The sequence below is a fragment of the Alphaproteobacteria bacterium genome, assembly GCA_019746225.1.
Classification (GTDB): domain Bacteria; phylum Pseudomonadota; class Alphaproteobacteria; order Paracaedibacterales; family VGCI01; genus VGCI01.
In genome coordinates this window covers 36824-55117 of the sequence record JAIESE010000039.1, presented here as the reverse complement: position 1 = coordinate 55117, position 18294 = coordinate 36824, and the positions used below count along the sequence as shown (strand labels likewise).

General features: G+C 44.7%; 13 protein-coding genes and 1 tRNA gene. 5 read left to right on the top strand and 9 right to left on the bottom strand.

The window, feature by feature from the left end; all coding sequences use genetic code 11:
• Positions 1 to 145: 145 nt before the first annotated feature.
• From K2Y18_07320 to K2Y18_07285, 8 genes are all read right to left on the bottom strand, one after another.
• The gene (locus K2Y18_07320) at positions 146 to 3751 is read right to left on the bottom strand and encodes a vitamin B12-dependent ribonucleotide reductase (protein ID MBX9805544.1); all 3606 of its coding nucleotides are present in this window, start codon (positions 3749 to 3751) and stop codon (positions 146 to 148) included.
• A gap of 259 nt (positions 3752 to 4010) precedes the next feature.
• On the bottom strand, positions 4011 to 4472 hold the full coding sequence (locus K2Y18_07315) for a copper chaperone PCu(A)C (GenBank protein ID MBX9805543.1): 462 nt from the start codon (positions 4470 to 4472) through the stop codon (positions 4011 to 4013).
• Between the two features lie 107 nt (positions 4473 to 4579).
• On the bottom strand, positions 4580 to 6010 hold the full coding sequence (locus tag K2Y18_07310) for a DNA photolyase family protein (GenBank protein MBX9805542.1): 1431 nt from the start codon (positions 6008 to 6010) through the stop codon (positions 4580 to 4582).
• A gap of 51 nt (positions 6011 to 6061) precedes the next feature.
• Positions 6062 to 6730 carry a site-2 protease family protein gene (locus K2Y18_07305; GenBank protein ID MBX9805541.1) on the bottom strand — a complete coding sequence of 223 codons (669 nt, stop codon included), beginning with the start codon at positions 6728 to 6730 and terminating at the stop codon, positions 6062 to 6064.
• A gap of 5 nt (positions 6731 to 6735) precedes the next feature.
• Positions 6736 to 7803, bottom strand: a complete 1068-nt coding sequence (nagZ, locus tag K2Y18_07300) for a beta-N-acetylhexosaminidase (GenBank protein ID MBX9805540.1) — start codon at positions 7801 to 7803, stop codon at positions 6736 to 6738.
• Between the two features lie 15 nt (positions 7804 to 7818).
• Complete coding sequence (locus tag K2Y18_07295; protein ID MBX9805539.1) at positions 7819 to 9012, bottom strand: hypothetical protein; 1194 nt, start codon at positions 9010 to 9012, stop codon at positions 7819 to 7821.
• A complete protein-coding gene (gene argS / locus K2Y18_07290; GenBank protein ID MBX9805538.1) occupies positions 9013 to 10764 on the bottom strand; it encodes an arginine--tRNA ligase in 1752 nt (583 codons plus the stop codon).
• Between the two features lie 84 nt (positions 10765 to 10848).
• Positions 10849 to 10922: transfer RNA gene (locus tag K2Y18_07285), tRNA-Cys, on the bottom strand.
• A gap of 121 nt (positions 10923 to 11043) precedes the next feature.
• Here K2Y18_07285 and K2Y18_07280 point away from each other — a divergent pair.
• The 4 genes from K2Y18_07280 to K2Y18_07265 all read left to right on the top strand — a co-directional run bounded on the left by K2Y18_07280 (position 11044) and on the right by K2Y18_07265 (position 15021).
• On the top strand, positions 11044 to 11751 hold the full coding sequence (locus K2Y18_07280; GenBank protein ID MBX9805537.1) for a protein-L-isoaspartate O-methyltransferase: 708 nt from the start codon (positions 11044 to 11046) through the stop codon (positions 11749 to 11751).
• Positions 11751 to 12086 (top strand): sulfurtransferase, encoded by a 336-nt coding sequence (locus tag K2Y18_07275; GenBank protein ID MBX9805536.1) that lies wholly within the window; start codon positions 11751 to 11753, stop codon positions 12084 to 12086. Before K2Y18_07280 ends, K2Y18_07275 begins: the two co-directional genes overlap by 1 nt.
• 319 nt (positions 12087 to 12405) lie before the next feature.
• The gene (locus K2Y18_07270) at positions 12406 to 13941 is read left to right on the top strand and encodes a TolC family outer membrane protein (GenBank protein MBX9805535.1); all 1536 of its coding nucleotides are present in this window, start codon (positions 12406 to 12408) and stop codon (positions 13939 to 13941) included.
• A 270-nt stretch (positions 13942 to 14211) separates the two neighbouring features.
• Positions 14212 to 15021, top strand: a complete 810-nt coding sequence (locus tag K2Y18_07265; GenBank protein ID MBX9805534.1) for a DUF2497 domain-containing protein — start codon at positions 14212 to 14214, stop codon at positions 15019 to 15021.
• Between the two features lie 12 nt (positions 15022 to 15033).
• Here the strand turns inward: K2Y18_07265 and K2Y18_07260 are convergent, their stop codons facing one another.
• Positions 15034 to 16017, bottom strand: a complete 984-nt coding sequence (locus tag K2Y18_07260) for a hypothetical protein (protein ID MBX9805533.1) — start codon at positions 16015 to 16017, stop codon at positions 15034 to 15036.
• A gap of 340 nt (positions 16018 to 16357) precedes the next feature.
• Between K2Y18_07260 and K2Y18_07255 the strand changes: the two genes are divergently transcribed.
• Entirely contained in the window at positions 16358 to 18178 is a 1821-nt protein-coding gene (locus tag K2Y18_07255; GenBank protein MBX9805532.1) for a hypothetical protein, read from the top strand.
• Positions 18179 to 18294 lie beyond the last annotated feature (116 nt).

Genomic DNA, 18294 nt, shown 5'->3' with positions numbered 1-18294 from the left:
TAGCATACAAAATGAGGAATTAACAAGGGGTTAAGGATTAAAAAATCCTTGGGGCAAACTGTTAACGATATTTGATTTTATTGGTTTTGATAAATTGGTGTTGTGTACCTCCCCCTGCAGGGGGAGGCCGCACAATCTTAATTCTTTAAGAACATCCGCTTGTGGCGCCGCAGGTGTTGCACTTCAGACAAGTTCCATTACGAACCATCGTAAAGTTGCCACAATCTCCACAAGCATCCCCTTCATAGCCTTGCAAACGCGCACGACGGGCGCTATCCAGGGCTGATGGTTTGTTGCGAGCATTAACCGCAAATCCGTCTGTGCCTGTTGCTGCGAGGACATTTGACTCTTCCCCTCTTACAGGCAAAACATAAAGATTATTGGGGCGCGCTTCTAAGGATTGTCCCATTTCTGCTTTAATTTCGTCTTGGACTGAAGCCACGATTTGGACTTCCTCCGTTGAGGCGGTAGGGTGGAGGGTCGAATCTCCAATCGTGTCAGGACGCAAATCCATATCCCCAATTTGAACATGGGCCAGGTCATGGCGCCCCAGGTAAGTGATCGCAAGTTCTCTAAAGATGTAGTCTAGAATAGACGTTGCCATCTTAATGGTTTGGTTGCCTTCTACCATTCCGGACGGATCAAAACGCGTAAAGGTGAAAGCCTCTACGTATTCATCTAACGGCACACCATATTGAAAGCCAATGGAAATTGCCATGGCAAAGTTATGCATTAATGACCGGAAGGAAGCACCCTCCTTGTGCATGTCGATAAAAATTTCGCCAATGGATCCGTCCGCATAGTCGCCGGTACGTAAGTAAATTTTATGGCCTCCAACAGAGGCTTTTTGCGTGTAGCCTTTGCGTCGGTTGGGCAATTTCTTACGTTGAGACGCTTGGTCGGCTTTTTCAATAAGGCGTTCCACAATGCGCGTGGCGATTGCTTCTGCTTTTGCCCCATTTGGCATGTCACAGAGCTCGTCAGAATCTCCTTCTTCAAACAGGGAAGAATTGAGAGGTTGAGAAAGTTTTGAGCCGTCGCGGTAAAGAGCATTTGCTTTCAGGCAAAGCTGCCAAGACGTCAAATAAGCTTGCTTACAATCTTCTATCGTTGCGTTATTTGGCATATTGATGGTTTTGGAAATTGCCCCTGAGATGAAGGGTTGAACAGCTGCCATCATATGAATATGACTATCGATTGATAGGAACCGTTTTCCTAATTTGCCGCAAGGGTTCGCGCAATCAAATACGCTTAAGTGCTCATCCTTCAAGTGAGGAGCGCCTTCAACGGTCATGGTGCCACAACAGTAATTGTTGGCGAGTTCAATTTCTGCTTTGGTGAATCCGAGTTCAGAAAGCATATCAAAGTTAAAGTCATTTAACTGTTCATCAGTGAAGCCCAATGTTTTTTTGCAGAATTCTTCACCCAATGCGTACTTATTGAAGGCGAACTTAATATCAAAAGCACTGGCGAGCCCCTCGTTAAGTTTATTCAAAATTTCATCCGTAAATCCCTTGGATTTGAGGGCTTCAAAGTTGATGCCAGGGGCGTCTTCGAGCGTCCCATGACCAACTGCATAAGCGATAATGTCTTTCATTTGGTCAGACGTATATCCGAGGACGGTGAGCGCGCGTAATACCATTTGATTGATGATTTTAAAGTAACCACCGCCGGCTAATTTCTTAAATTTCACAATCGCAAAATCAGGTTCAACACCAGTTGTGTCACAGTCCATAACAAGACCAATAGTACCTGTTGGTGCAATCACCGTCGTTTGAGCGTTGCGATATCCATACTTTTCACCAAGCTTAACTGCTTCATCCCAAGACGCTTTTGCTGCATTTGCAAGCCCAGCCAAAGGGCAATCCTTACCCTTTAAAGGAACAGGCAAAATTGTCAGGCCTTCATAGCCTTTGGTTTCCCCATGTGCCGCCTGGCGATGGTTACGCATCACGCGCAGCATTGCATCCTTATTGGGCTCGTAACCAGGAAAAGTTCCAAGCTCTTTGGCCATTTTTGCAGAAGTCGCATAGGATATGCCGGTGAGAACAGCAGCGAGAGCTCCCGCAATAGAACGTCCCTCTTTGCTATCGTAAGGGATTCCCAACGCCATCAAGAGTCCGCCGAGGTTGGCATAACCGAGCCCAAGCGTGCGGAATTCATAAGACCCTAAAGCAATTTGGCGCGAAGGGAACTGAGCCATCATTACGGATATTTCTAAAGTGACAGTCCATAAAGCCGTGGCATGCTCATACGCTTCGATATCGAATGATTCTTGCTTACAAAAGGTAACCAAGTTTAGGGAAGCCAAGTTACAAGCGGTATCATCTAAGAACATATATTCAGAGCAAGGGTTCGATGCTTGGATTCGACCACTCGCTGGGCATGTGTGCCATTCATTAATTGTCGTGTCAAATTGGACTCCGGGGTCAGCAGATGCCCAAGCCGAAAATGCAATTTTTTCCCACAAATCTTGTGCGCGAAGGGTGTGATGGACAGATCCGTCTGTTCGGCGTTTAAGTTGCCACTCTTTATCTTTTAATACGGCATCTAGGAAGTCATTGGTGACACGCACCGTGTTGTTGGAATTTTGTCCCGACACGGTGAGGTAAGCTTCAGAGTCCCAGTCTTTATCAAAGACTGGAAAATCAATGGTTGTGTGACCTTGGCGGGCAAGTTGGATAACACGCTGCACATAATTTTCAGGGACCATGTCTTTGCGGGCAGCCCGAATGGCTTCTTTCAACGCGGGGTTTTTCTTGGGTTCTAGGCGATCTTTTTCAGGAATGTCTGTAGCTTGACAAGCCGTTATCAAGGCATCTGCATGGTGTTTGTTGAGTTTAGATCCCGTAACAAGGGCCGCTACTTTTTGTTCTTCTTGAACTTTCCAGCTGACGAATTCCTCGACGTCAGGATGGTCGATGTCGACAATGACCATTTTCGCAGCGCGACGGGTTGTGCCGCCAGATTTGATGGCGCCTGCCGCTCGATCACCGATGCGAAGGAAACTCATTAATCCTGAAGATTTTCCACCACCGGATAAGGGTTCACCCTTCCCACGTAAGTTGGAAAAGTTGGTCCCCGTTCCAGATCCGTATTTAAATAAACGTGCCTCACCAACCCAGAGATCCATAATGCCGCCGTCGCCGACAAGGTCATCTCGAATGCTTTGGATAAAGCAAGCGTGGGGTTGTGGATGTTCATAGGCAGATTTAGAAGAGGTTAACTCGCCTGTTTTGAAATCCACATAAAAGTGGCCTTGTGCGGGGCCATCTATTCCATAAGCCCAATGAAGGCCTGTATTGAACCATTGTGGAGAATTGGGTGCTGCCATTTGGGCACACAGCATATATCGCATTTCATCAAAGAAACTTTGTGCATCCTCTTCTGTGTCAAAGTAACCACCCTTCCATCCCCAGTAGGTCCAAGCGCCGGCCAATCGATCAAATACGTGGCGAGCCGATGTTTCACTGCCAAAGGTTGTGCCTGGTTTTGGTGCACGACGCCATAACCAACTCGGTATGGTGTTTTCTTCAACCAAAATTGTTTCTTGAGGAATACCGGCTTTACGAAAATACTTCTGGGCGAGAACATCAGAAGCGACTTGTGACCAAGCTTCAGGTACGTCAATATTATCTTGACGAAACACTACTGAGCCATCAGGATTGCGAATTTCACTACTTGTTTGTCGAAATTTGAACGCAGAATATGGTGATTGGCCTGCGGTTGTGAATTTACGACAAATTTTCATATGTTTATCCCCTTTTAGCTACTAAATATAGTTTTGTTTATGGTTTTGACAACAACATCTTGTGTTAAAGAAACATATCCAGCACCCAAAAAACAGTCTTGTTTTTTATTTGGAATCATGCTTCGACGGTCATCCCTCAAAAATATTTTTTCGGTCTTAAAAAGCTAAGGAATCAGCCATTTCAAGGGGGGAGAATGTCTTGATGTTTGATTAATATAAGGAAAAAAACAAGCTTGCTTTCCTAATGTTAATCGCCTATTTAACTCGAAGCTCCCCTTTCCTTTGTTTTCGGTACTTTAACGTCAAAATCTAAGGTGACAGGCCCTGCCTTCTCAAAATGTAGCGTCAACGGGATGGCACTTTTGCCTTGAAAAGAGTCTTTAAGGCCCATGAGCATGATATGTAAACTGCCGGGTTTTAAGGACACAGGGTCTTTACCTACAGCGATAAATTCTACAGGGCGCATTTTCATGACGCCGTTGTCATCAATATGATTGTGGAGCTCGACGGTTTCGGCTTCTTTACAATCTACCTTAATCAACTTGTCATTCTGTTTACTTGTGATGGTGAGATATGCCGCCGTATTTGGCCCTGTGGAGGGTCGAATCCAGCGATGTTCTGAGATGGTCAAGTCCCCCACAGTAACCGGTGGACAGCTCAAGGCTGCGGCAACAAAGAGACTGAGGATCAAAAAGCAGGAAAGGGTAATTTTTTTCAGCATTAGGCAAAGGTCCGTTTCGGTAACAGTATTTTCACATGTATATAGCGTGAACTGAAACGCGGCAAAAAACCAAGGTGACAAAAAGACACAAGGGTAACCACATTGCGTTAAGAGTGCAGATGTTTGAATGCCATAAGCGCTTTTTGTCGCCGTAATTTATGATCCACGATGGGAGATGGGTAAGTTTTATTCAATTGGATACTACTATATTGCAATATGTGCGAGGGGGCTAACCAAGGCTTGTGAATATAAGAATTTGGCAATGCTTTTAATTCTGGAAGCCATTTCCGGATGTAATTGCCTTCGGGGTCAAATTTTTCTCCTTGAAGGACCGGATTAAAAATACGAAAAAAGGGAGCTGCATCCACACCACAACCGGTTACCCATTGCCAATTCATAGCATTACTGGCTTCGTCAGCATCAACAAGCGTATCCCAGAACCATGCTTCCCCTTTTTGCCAAGGGATCAGGAGATCCTTGACTAAGAAAGAAGCCACAATCATGCGGACGCGGTTGTGCATCCAACCGGTTTTCCAGAGTTGGCGCATGCCCGCATCAACAATGGGGTATCCTGTCTGGCCGCGTTGCCAGGCGAGAAAATTTTTAGGATGATCTTCCCAAGGAAAATTGTTGAACTCCGAGCGTAAAGGTATAGTCGATAGGTTGGGAAAACGAAGAAGACAGTCTTGGGCAAATTCTCGCCAGCCGAGTTCCGATAAAAAAGTACGTACATCATCGCCATAAGGATGTTGCTTTGCGAATTTATCCTGAACCACATTCCAAACCTGTCGGGGAGAAATTTCTCCCCAATGTAAATGAGGAGAGAGGCGAGAAGTTCCTTCTTGGTCTGGTAGATTTCGACGAACAGCGTAACCTGGCAATTTAAAATTGACAAAATCTTCCAAGGCTGAGGAGGCATTTTTTTCGCCGGGCTTCCAATGGGAGGGAAAATCAGCAGCCCAGTTTGGATTTGAGGGTTGTAGTTTCCATTCTTCTAAAGTATCGCAAGGGATTTTAAGGAGAGGAATTGAGGTTGGAGCTGGATCAGTTGGGAGAGAGATGATGTTATCAGCACACTGCTTCCAATAGGGTGTAAAGATCTGAAATGGTTTCCCAGAATTATTTAAGATCGTTCCTGGTTTGAGAAGGTAGTTGCTATTGAGGGAATGACAAGCTAAGCCTTCTTGGGTAAGGGTCTTTTCAATTGCAGCATCTGTCTTCTGGCCAAAGGGGTCAAATCTTTGGGTCCAAAAAATTTTATTGGCACCTGTTTTTGCAATGATGTCTTTCAGAATTTTTTCAGGGTTTCCTTGACGTAAACATAAATATTGTAAACTTTCTTCCAAGGCTTTTAAACTGTGATGTAGCCACCAGCGAGAAGCTGCGCCGAGGGGGCGATGGGTTCCTTCTTCCAAAATAAATAAAGGGATAATGGGCTTACCCGTAGACAGGGCTAAAGATAGAGCGGGGTTGTCTGTTAGCCGCAAATCTTGGCGGAACCACATAATAACAGGGGTGTTTTCTTTAGAGTCATTCATTAAATTTAATATATCATTTCGTAACAGAATTCCTGCATGCCCTAAAAAAGCTTAATGACCACTCAAAAACAAGACCCACTGTGTAAGCCATTGAATGGAAGGGACTAAGATCTCGCGTAGGGGGTTAAAATTGATTCCCATGGGTTGGAATAGCATGCTTGGCAAGATAATTAAGGCCAACAAAATAATAAACCCAAAGGGCTCGAGACTTGCCAACGCCCGGCTTAATGGTTTTGGGAGAATCCCGACAGCAACGCGGCCCCCATCTAAAGGAGGCAGAGGCATCATGTTGAAGATCGCTAAAACAACGTTAAAGCGAATGGAGTTGATTAAAATTTCATTTCCTAATGTATCTGAGCCCATGTTGATGTGAAGGAGTAATCCTGAGATCCAGGCCAGGAGTAAATTCATGCCAGGCCCCGCAGCGGCGACTAAAATCATGCCTAACCGTTTGGGATGTAGATATTCAAACTGCACAGGAACGGGTTTCGCATAGCCAAATAGAAAAGGCGCGTGGGAAAGAAGCATGAAGCCCGGCAGAAGGATTGTTCCAATAAGATCAATGTGTTTGAAGGGGTTTAAAGTTACACGCCCAAGTCTCGAGGCTGTATGATCTCCAAACAGACGCGCAACAAAGCCGTGGGCGGCTTCATGAAACGTAATGGCCAACATGATCGAAATTAAAAGAGCAATTGTTTGTATCCCGGTTTCTGTGGTCATGATGTTCATTTCCTTTCTAAAGAGGGAAGCAGGCCTTCGAGCTGAAGATGTTGATTAAGAAGCAAAAGAGTGTCTTCTTCGGACACAAAAGTAGTAGGTTGAGGGGCTATGACGCTTCGGTTCAGACGATTCAGAGAATCATTTTTTAACGGATAGGTTTGTGCAGCGACTTCAATCATTTCTTCTAGAACACCACTGCAATGTAAGACAGCATCACATCCCGCTTCTAAGGACCTCTTGGCTCTTCTTCCAAAAGTTCCTTCCAAAGCTTTCATGGTCAAACAATCGCTGATCAAAAACCCAGAAAATCCAATATGGCCTCGGATGACGCTTTCTATTACGGTAGGCGATTGTGTGGCGGGCGAGTTAGAATCTATGGCTGTATAAAGAATATGTGCTGTCATGGCCCAAGGGAGAATATCTGTTTGACGCTTAAAGTGTTGGCAAACTTGGCGGAAGGCTTCAAAGTCTGAAATACCAAGGTCCTCTATCGAAGCTGAGACAACGGGTAGTTTTTCATGGCTATCAACGGTTGCTTGCCCATGGCCGGGAATGTGCTTAATGACAGGTATAATTCCCGCTTCTTGAAACCCTTTAATGGATTGAAGAGCCAAAGTTGCAACAACATCAGGATGGTGACTCAAGGCTCGATCGCCAATGATGTGATGGGTATTCTTGTGTATAACATCCACGACAGGAGCACAGTTAACTGAGATACCAAGGGCATGCAGCTCTTGACCAATAAGCCAGGAATTGGCTCTCGCACACCAACTTGCCCGTTCCGGGTCTTCTTCGGCCATAAGGCCAAATGTTGCGGCAGGAGGTGGCGCTCTCCAAAGGGGGGGCATTAAACGGGCAACACGCCCACCTTCCTGGTCAATAAGGATTGGGGCATCGGGTCGGTCAACGGCCTGTCGTAAGTCTTGAGTAAGTTTTTGAATTTGTTCAAAAGTTTCACAATTGCGTGCAAAAAGAATAAAACCCAAGGGATTCGTGCGTTGAAAAAAAGCTTTTTCTTCAGCCAGAAGCTGTGTTGAATGACAACCGAAAATCACAGCTTTAGGGTTAGACATTTATGAAATTCCTGTTCATGAGTCACTATATGTTTTAAGGTTTCGACCCTGTTTCAGATGCTTTATTTTTGGTTTTGCCTTGAGTGAGGTTGTAGGCGATGCCTTTTTAATTTTGGATTTTCCAGAGTCCTTAGCATTGGATTTTCTAATTTTACCCTCGCTGTTTTTTGAAGACCGCATCAAGGGAGTTTGAGCTTCTTGTGCAATTAATCTCTCAAGGTCATTCGAATCCTCTTTTTTTACATAGGTGTTTTCTTTCACAGGGATACTGTCTTTTTCGTTCTCATCTTCCGCCTCTTGTGCCGGCTTGATCCCTTCAACAGCTGAGGGTTGTTTTTCTGGTATTGGATTTGCGGCTGCTTTTAATGGAATGGGATGGGTGGGCGCCAGCCTTTCAGATGGATGAGGAGATCCATACGGATTTGGGGCTTGCTGGGGTGTGACAGCATAAGGAGAGGGAGATGTCTGCTGATAGGGTGCATGGGGCGATTGAGCAGAATAGGGTTGATAGTGCCCCCCAGGTTGAGATTGTGGTTGGAATTGGGGGCTTTGGGGTATTGTTGGATTTGAGGGATAAACGCCTTGGGGCGGCTGATAATGATGTTGAGGTTGGCTATAGTTTGCGCCCTCAGGGTAAGGTTGGTTTTGTGGTGCGCTCATTGGCTGAGCATTCATGGGGGGAGTGGCCATTGGTTGTGCATTCATGGGCTGAACAATCATAGGCTGTGCACTCATCGGTTGTTCAGGTGGAGGTAATAAACGCTCTATGGGTTGAGATGCGTCCTGGCTTAACCGACCGTAAACAAGCTTATCTTGATGAGGAATCATCATGCCACCTGGATTTTCAGGTCGTACTTTGAAGGGAGCTGTATCTGCCGCAATGATCGGTGGCGAGTTCGTATTTTCGCCTGAGGCCCACTGAAATAAGAACCACAACAAGGTGCTGGCAACTACCAAAACAATCATGACAAGAATAAAAGGGGTAGGAGATTGACGGTCGCTCCATTCGTCTTCGTCATTTGCCTCTTGATCCGTATTTTCCCAAAAGGATAAGTTTTTGAGTTTCTGTGTTTCCTGGTGACGTCTTGCAAATGCAGAATCAGAATTTTCTTGTGCGTACGCCTCTGGGGTCATGCGAAGCTTTACCTCAGACTCTCTTGAATGAGGAGGTGAAGAGTGAGGTTGGAAACGTTGTTTAAACTGAGACATTTAACGCATCTCCTCAAGCGGGGTAATGCCGAACAAATTCAAACCAGATGCGATGACAGTTGCTACTCCTTTGACAAGAGCCAAGCGTGCAATAGTCATTGGATGATCATTCGTATCAATAAACCGCAAATGTGTTTGGTCCTTCCCTTTATTCCACAATACGTGGAAAGCAGCCGCCACATCATGCAAGAAATAAGCAATACGATGGGGTTCTCGAATCAATGCTGCAACCTCAACTTGTCTTGGCCAATTCGCTAACAGCTTTATCATCTCTAACTCTGACTCATCGGTCAAGAGAGAGACATTTATTATAGGCAAATCATCGAGAGCATCTGGCAAGAGGGTTAAACCATGTCTTAAGACAGAACAAACACGGGCATGGGCATACTGAACATAGAAAACTGGGTTATCACGAGTTTGTTCAACCACTTTCGCAAAGTCAAAATCTATACCCATGTCGTGGCGACGGGTCAGCATGATAAAGCGTGTCACATCTTTTCCAACGCGATCAGTTACATCGCGCAATTTAATGAAAGTCCCCGCCCGCTTCGACATTTTGATGGGCACCCCATTTTCCATGAAATTGACCATTTGGCATGTTTTAACCTCTGCATGCCCCTGTCCACCTGTTACAGCAGCCGTCGCTGCTTGAATGCGTTTTACATAGCCGCCGTGGTCCGCTCCCAATACGTCGATCATTTGGGTAAAGCCCCGTTGAAACTTATCAAAGTGGTAGGCGATATCGCTTGCAAAATACGTCCAGCTTCCATCCGATTTCTTTAAAGGTCGGTCAACATCATCCCCATAGGCAGTTGCACGAAATAAGGTTTGCGGCCTGGGTTCCCAATCTTCGACATCATGACCCTTCGGCCGTTCGAGGGTTCCAACATATAAGTCTCCCTTTTCTTCGAGAACCTTCAAGACTTTTTCAACACCACCTCCATCTACAAGATGTTTCTCGGAAGTGAAAACATCCATATGAACACCCAAAGCATCGAGGTCTTGTCGTATAAGAGCCATCATGGCTTGCACGCTGAATTGGCGAATTTCTTCTATCCACTCAGATTCAGGTTTTCCAATCCATACGTCCCCTTTTAAGGTGGCGAGCTCTTGTCCAGCTGGGACTAAGTAGTCGGCGCCATACATGCCTTCTTGGAAGTCACTATCTTGAATGGGCTGGCCAAGGGCTTCTTTATAACGGAGGTAAACGGAACGGGCAAGGGCGTCAATTTGTCCCCCTGCATCATTGATGTAGTATTCCCGACAAACCTCATAGCCTACTTTTTGAAGAAGGGAGGCGATGGCATCACCCAAGACAGCGTTCCGGCCATGGCCTGTATGCATGGGCCCTGTAGGGTTGGCGGAGACATATTCCACATTGACCTTTTGTTTGCCCCCAATGTCGCTATTTCCATAGGCTGTGCCTGTTTGCAGAATCGTCAGAAGTTGGCGCTGCCAGAAATCAGGTTTTAGGGTTATGTTAATAAATCCTGGGCCCGCAATTTCCACATGGGTTACTTCGGGTAGTTGACGCAAAGATGCGGCGATAATCTCTGCCAAGTCCCGTGGGTTCTTCCCGGCAGGCTTTGCCAAAACCATAGCGGCATTAATGGCCAAATCACCGTGGTTAGCTTCTTTGGGAGGGTCCACAGTGATGCGATTAAGGTCCATCCCATCAGGCAGATGTCCCTCTTGGATCAATTTTTGAATGATGGCGATAACAGCATCTTTAAAGAAATGAAAAACATTCATAGTTGGGGCATACTCTTTACCAGAAGATTTAAGACAAGTTGATTAATTGAATACCACAAATGACCAGAATTTTTCTAGAAATAATGGAGGCCGGGACCGGAATCGAACCGACGTACAAGGATTTGCAATCCTCTGCATGACCACTCTGCCACCCGGCCAAACTTATTTCATTAGAAGAACAATCTAAGCTTAAACAATTTTTTGATACAATAAAATATGTTTCGTTGCACCTTTTTCTCGTATAGTACTCTTATAACCCTTCAGTCAAGAAGAGATACGATGGCACCCACTGAAAGATTATTAAAAGATAGAGCTCATCCCCGTTTAAATATGGTCAACTGTCAGCTGCGTCCTAATGGGGTTGTGGAGGAACGTTTGATTCGAGCTTTTGAGTCGACTCCTATGGAAGAATTTGTTCCTCCAGCAATTCAGTCGTTGGTATATTCTGATGCTGATTTGAGCTTAACCCCTGATTACCCCTTCAAGCGATGGCTTATGGCCCCGCTCACTTTAGGCCTCCTTCTTCAGTTGGCCGCCATTAAACCATCCGATAAAGTTTTAATTCTTGGGTGTGGCACCGGATATAGTTTGGCGTTGGTGGCGCAATTGGCGGCTTGTGTCGTTGGACTCGAATGTGATGGGGATTTGGCAGATCAAGCTAGGGCGTATGTTGAAGGGCATGGTTTAGCTCACGTTAAAGTTATAAAGGGAGCTTTGAGCATTGGATATCCCAAGGATGCCCCGTTTGATGTCATTCTGATCGAGGGGGGGGTCGATAAGATTCCCTCGATTTTTATCCAACAGCTTGAGTCCCAAAAAGGCCGCCTTGTTGCGGTCGTCAAGGAAAGGGCTCATGACCGACAAATAAACTTGGGGAAAGGCACCTTGATTACAAGATCGGGTAAAACCTTCAAAAGAGTGAGTAAATTTGAGGTCAGTTGTCCTGACCTTGCAGAGTTTGTCTCGAGTAAGGAGTTTCGACTATAATGCAATTTGACCAAACCGTTGACTCAATCTTGCCCATGCAATTAAAAGAAATAATCGAAAAAGGGATTCCTCTCACGATTCTTGATGTGCGTGAGGTTGATGAAGTTAATATTTGTGCTTTATCGAATTCTGTCCATATTCCCCTTAGAAACTTAAGAGAACAATGGGAAACCCTTCCTCAAGATCAACTCATCGTAACGTTATGTCATCATGGCTATCGTAGTTTACAGGCGGCTTTGTTTTTAAAAACTCAAGGTTTTGATGCTGTTTTAAATCTTTCGGGCGGCATTGAAGGTTGGGGAGACCTCGTTGATCCAGAGATGACTCGATATTAACCATTTAGGTCTCACCGAGTGTGTTTTCCTGGCAACACACGCTCAAGATTCGTTAATAATTCCTCAAGTCTGAACCCCTCTAAAACACTTTATATACTTGTAAAAAGAACCCAAATTAGTTAAAAAACATTAATGTAAAATTTTTTTAATATTTTGGAGACTGTTAACCATCTGTTAACCTTAATTAATCGAAACTTTGGGTATACAAGGGGAAAAAGTTCCAAGGTTGGAGCGCCCAAATAGACGAGTTTCGGAGGTTTTGATGTTGTTTAAAGTAGGTCAAGCAAAATGTATAACAATTAACAAGAGGATCGAAACAATGAGAAGTACCAAATATATGGCCCCCTGGAATTTAAAATTTGCAATTCTAGGTTTAGCCCTAACAGCTTCACCCCTTTCTATTGGAACTGCGATTGCAGGTCAAGCTGCTACACCAACGGCACCAAGTGTGACTCCTCCGCTTCCGATGGGTGAGCCGATTGACAAAGTCGCAGCAGCCCGTATCCCTGAGGGAAGGCAGACAGTCACCACAATTGACGCAACCTTAGAGTCGGCCTACCGCAATAACACGGAGCTCAAAGAGTTGCAAGCCCAAGTTCGAGCAAAAGATGAAAGTGTTCCTCAAGCATTGGCTGGATTTCGTCCCACGGTTGCTATCAATGCCTCAATAAGGGGAGAGAAAAATATTCTATCTGGTGACGTCAAAGATGATGGGGATAATGGGCTAACCGATTCCACAAGTGGTAGAAACATTTCAACAGCCTCAGCAGGCCTTAGGATGAATCAGAATCTATTCAACGGTGGTAAAACAGTTGCTTCAACCGCTCAGGCTGAAAGCGCTGTTCAAGCCGCAAGGCAACAGCTGGCAGATAAGGAACGGGAAGTTCTTTTTAATGCAGTTCAGGCTTTCTTTACTGTTATCGAAAGAAAATCAGAACTCGAATATAATAATGCCAACGAAACTGCTCTTAAAAAGACCTTAGAGGCTACGCAAGATAAATTTAATGTTGGAGAAGAAACAAGGACAAGTATTGCACAAGCCCAAGCAAACTTAGCACAAGCAACGGCCCTACGGGAAGCGTCAGAAGCAGAAGTTCTTACGGCAGAAGCTACTTTTGAACAGGTAACAGGTGCACGTCCTGGGAATCTGAAAAAGCCTGCGACACCACCAACCCTTCCTAGTGCATTGAAAGATGCCATGGAAGTTGCGAAGAAGAACAACCCATCCATCTTAACAGCAATTTATCAAGAAAAAGCGGATCGGACCAACATCAAAGTAAATGATGCTGATTTGCTGCCTAAATTGGATTTACAAGCTGACGTTCAGCGTCAAGGCGTAAATACTCTACAAAATGTAACCCGCTTGGGTAAGACGAAAACAAATGACTTCACAACGGGGCAAAGCGTCTTGGTCAACTTATCTGTGCCCCTTTATGAAGCTGGGGCAACGCGAGCAAAGACAAGAGAGTTCCGCGAAATTGCTGAGCAACGCCGCATTAATATCGAAACAGTGCGTCGTAGGATTATTCAAGAGCTCGTCAGAGCTTGGGAATCCCACTTTGCAGCAAAAGCGAACGTTAAGAGCTATGAAACACAAGTCAGGTCTCTTGAGGTGAGCCTTGAGGGGACTCGTCAAGAAATGTTAGTTGGCTCAAAGATTTTGCTCGACGTTTTGAACGAACAACAGAAACTGGTTCAATCCCAAACAAACCTCGTCAGAGCAGAACAAAATTATTATCAAACTGCCTATACGGTTATAGCGCTTATGGGTCGTTTGAATGCCCTTGATCTCAAATTGAAAGTCAAGCGTTATAACCCAGAAGTCCACTATCGTGACGTGCGCAATAGTTGGTAAAGTCAGCAACTTTGGCAAGTTCTGGGCTTAAGTGGAAACATTGTTAATGAAAAACCTATTCTGCAAGTTTATATTTGTAGGATAGGTTTTTTTCTTGTATATAACTCTCTAAACCCGAATCGTTTGTATTTAACGGACTGCTTGTTCATTAAAGAAGGAGCTCTCGTTGAAAAAAAGACAGGTGACTTTAAAATCTAGTTCTGGAATATTCTGTCTTGTTAGGTGTAGACTATTTTTATATTGTGATGTTTTTTGCTTGAGGAAAAAGGAATGACGCCGAAGAGCGACCATGAAGATGACATGTCCATGGAGGAAATCCTAGCTTCTATCCGTAAATTTGTGACGGATAATCCTCCTGAAGATCCTAACAAACAGCGCGTTTACAAAGGTGATATGTCGCAGTCAGTTGTGACGCCACCTGCTGGACAGATGGTTAGTCAGCTTGAAACCCCTATTGGCAGTCCAGTGGGGATTCCTGTAACCACGGCAATTCAAGAAGAACGTATGCGCGTGTCAAGTCATGCCCCAGCGCACTCTTCTGTGCAAAGTTATCATCCAGAACAGGATCTAACCACTCAAGCGGTGCAGCGTCAGGTCAATGGTGCTCCTGTCTATGAGCCAGATATCTTAGAATTAAATAGTCCGTTTGTTAGCAAAGGGGCTCATGCAAGTTCATTTAGAGAAGCCTCCCTCCCATCCTCGTCTGCTAGAGTCGGTCGAAAAAGAGATCAAGAAGAGTCAATCATGACCTTATCGAACCCGATCGATTCAAAGATGGATAGCTCCCCTCGGTTTTCTCCGAAGCCTTCCCAATTATTTGACCGGGATCGTGAGGAGGGATTGGTATCTGCCCATGCCATGGCAGCTTCCGCAAGTTCCTTATCGCGATTGGCTCAAGCGTCGAAGTCTGCGCCTCGCAGGGCTTCAAATTTGGCAGATCAAAGGGATCTTACAATAGATCAGCTTATTCAAGATCTTATTCGTCCCATGATTAAGCAGTGGATCGATACTCATCTTTCTTCCCTTGTAGAAGAGATGGTTTCAAAAGAAATTAAGCGCATCACCAAGCATCTGGGGTAATTGTCTCAAAACTCATAAGTTCCGGGTGCAAAGATCGCTACGCGTTCTTAAGATTGATGTGTAAGAGAGAGCAGGGACACGGGCTTCTTGATATGTGTTCTTTTGTATTAATCTGAGAGCCTTCTCAATCTCGACCAAGGTAAGTCTCATATCGATCATCCCTTTAATATAGCCCCAAATTTTCATTTTGTGCGTGTGCCAAGCTGCAGTCAGGTGGAAAACCACAGAATCTTGTTTCTTGCGGCTATCAGAAGCTAAAATAACTTCTAGGATATAAAAGGGTGCCATATCGATGTAGTCGGCCCATACAGACAGAGCTCCCCAAAGGAGACAGCGCAGCACCATCAAATTTTTGCTCACCTGGCAAGGAGATACCTTTACCCAAGAAAACAGCAGGGGATGTCGATAGGGGAGCAGGAGATAGATCAATAAGACCATGCCCAATACTAAAAAGAGAGCCGTCGAGTAATAGGGAGATAAGAAGCCTAAGGCAAACAAATTTCCAAGATCCGTAAGGAGATAGATCGTTACAATGGTTTTGAAATAGGGAAGGGTGCTCAATCCAACTTTCAAAAGAATCCCATAAAACAGAAAGGTAAGTGCTGTCGAGAAGACGATGCTGAAGAGCCAACCGATAGAATACTCAAGATTGATGTCGAAATGGGCAAGCAGCCAAAGCTCCCCAAAATATAATAGATAATAGACAACCGTAAAGAGATTGGCGTCTATCCATAATCTGGAGGATGTGTTTGGTTTTGGTACCATGCTCAATAGGGTGCTGATATAAATAAAGCCCCAGACAGACATTACTTGGTCCCACAAGTCATGGGAGTCTACAAAAATATGGCTGAGCCACATTCCTAAAATGGGTAAGGCAAACAGAGCGCCTATTGTCTCAAGGTGCGGGATTAGGGGAAGCAACCAGCGAAAGCTCAAGCATATCCCAGGTGTCTTCAATGGGTCTTGAGATAAAACATTCAAAAGAATTTGGTTCATAAGCCAACTCTTCTTTACCTTCAACTTATCTACATTCTATTGCATAATGATTTCTATTTGTACATATAAATATGTGGCTGAAAAATAAGGGTTTCTTCTGTGGGTAAGGGGGTGAGAAATTAAAGGAAATCAAGTTCTTCTGGGAAACCGATCTCATCTCTTGGTTCCAATGAAGCCCAAGGTCCAAAAAAGTTGTGAAAAAAAATTTCCCAAAATTTTAGTCTTTCTTTATCATCTCATGGGTTGTATGATCCTACTTGTAAATTCAATTTAGCCGATAATTTTAATAAATATTTTTAAGGCATTGAATTATTAAAATATTATAAAATAGGGGACCATCATGAAACTTTCATACTTTCGAAAAATATTAATTTCATCATTCTTTATTGCTCTTATAATCGCTCAAGGGGGACTTGGGCTTGATAGGATGCGCCAAAACTGTTCCGGATCTCAAACTATGGTTATTGAAGTTCCTTTACCAGGGACAGACCATAACGCTCCGGCAACGATGGCTGAAACCGTTCAAGCGAATGAGACACCAAAAATGCCTTGGGGGGGAGAAATGAAAGATGCCTCCTGGTTGGATATGACAGGATTGTTTTTTTGGTCCCTGTTTGAGCCCTTTACTGAACCATTTAGGGATAATGGTGTCGGTGGTGTTGCTTCAAATGTTGCAAACAGTCTGAGTACTGCTGCCACAGAAAATATAGGTGACAATAGTATAAAGGTTGGCCTTTCTGTTCTCAGCGCCGTTTATGGGGGCCCAGATGCATTCTATGTTCCGCTTGTTGTTGATCTTGCTCAAGGCATTATAAATAGCAAAGTCTTTCTCTCTCTTGCCAATTCAATAGATTCTAAAACAACTGTGGACAAAGTAGGGAAAGTTGGCTTGATTTTGTTAGCCGCTTATATTATTGCGGAAGCGCCGGTTGCAAGAGCTGCCGCTCAAACGGTTTCCTATCTGCCAGCTGCTGGCAACAATGTCGTCAGTACAGCGGCACCAGGGGCAGCTCATTGTCGGGCATCTGCTACGGCAACGCCAGGGCAAGCTGTTATTGGATGGGTGGGAGGAGCCGGCCAATTTTTTGCTTCTGATGTCACCTCGAGCACATCAAGTACACCCTTTACAGTGAATGCAGCAGCTGGTCTGACTTCAACACCGTGCGTAACTTGCCCTTTGACAAATATTAATAACCCTTGTTTGGGAACTTGGATCAGTGGTGGTGTTGATGTTCAAGGTCAGTTTTTTTTCCCAAATGGAACTCTGTCAGGTCCCTCCTTCTTCGTGAATGCTGCAGTAAATTCAGCGATAACGGGTCTTCATTGTACTAGATTTAATGATGATTCATTGGGCGTTGTGTATGGTTCTGTGACGGCGGGAGCCAACAGAATCAGTTTCCGGACATACGCAAACCAAGTTTCGCTTTATGGAAATCCACTGGTTATTAGTAATACGCCCACTCTTGCGAAAGGCGCCCCCGCTATTGTTGACCTTGGAACCACACCAAGTACAGCACGTGTCGGGTGGCCAGGTGTGAATGGGGCGAATAATGTTATTTATACAGGGCGTTTTACGACGAGTACGGGGGCTCTTATAGAAAATGAGAATGCAATTTCATCAAGCACAACAGCGCAATCAAATCCAAGTTGTTATGCGATTCCCAATGGTCAAAATGGCATTGTGTGGAATAGGGGACAGTCTGAAATTTGGTTCCAAAACTTTCAAAGTGGTGGAGGTGTTATTGGTACCCCACAGATCTTATCGGGGACCACAGGTCAAGTTGGCCGTCCCTTTGGTTTAAATACACCTGATGGTAATATTTTTATTTCCGTTATCCAGGTACCAAGTACATTTTCCGTCGTCTACGGTGGTCTGTATTCCATTGGTGGTATCCCGCAAACTCCATTTGCAAGTATACCTTTTAATCCGTCCGTCAATGGACAAACTGCGCAATGTCCAACACTCTTGGCAGGTGGAAATGCGAACAATTACAATGTTTTGGTTGGGATTGATTCCACGGATAGTGCCGGAACGGAGCGAATAATTGATCGGGTTGTGAATGTTGCAGTGCCAACGAATGGTTCAGGTTCTTCGGGAAGTACACTAGCAGTTGGCTCAGCTCTGGTAGGGACTTTGATTTTGTCTCTCCTGACTTTATAATTTAATGTCCCGGGAGAGAACATGAAACTCTCTTCCCATGGATTTAAAATACCGTTGAGGAGTTGCGGCTGAAGTGACATCTAATGCCACGAAGCTGTGACTCCTCAACTTCTCAT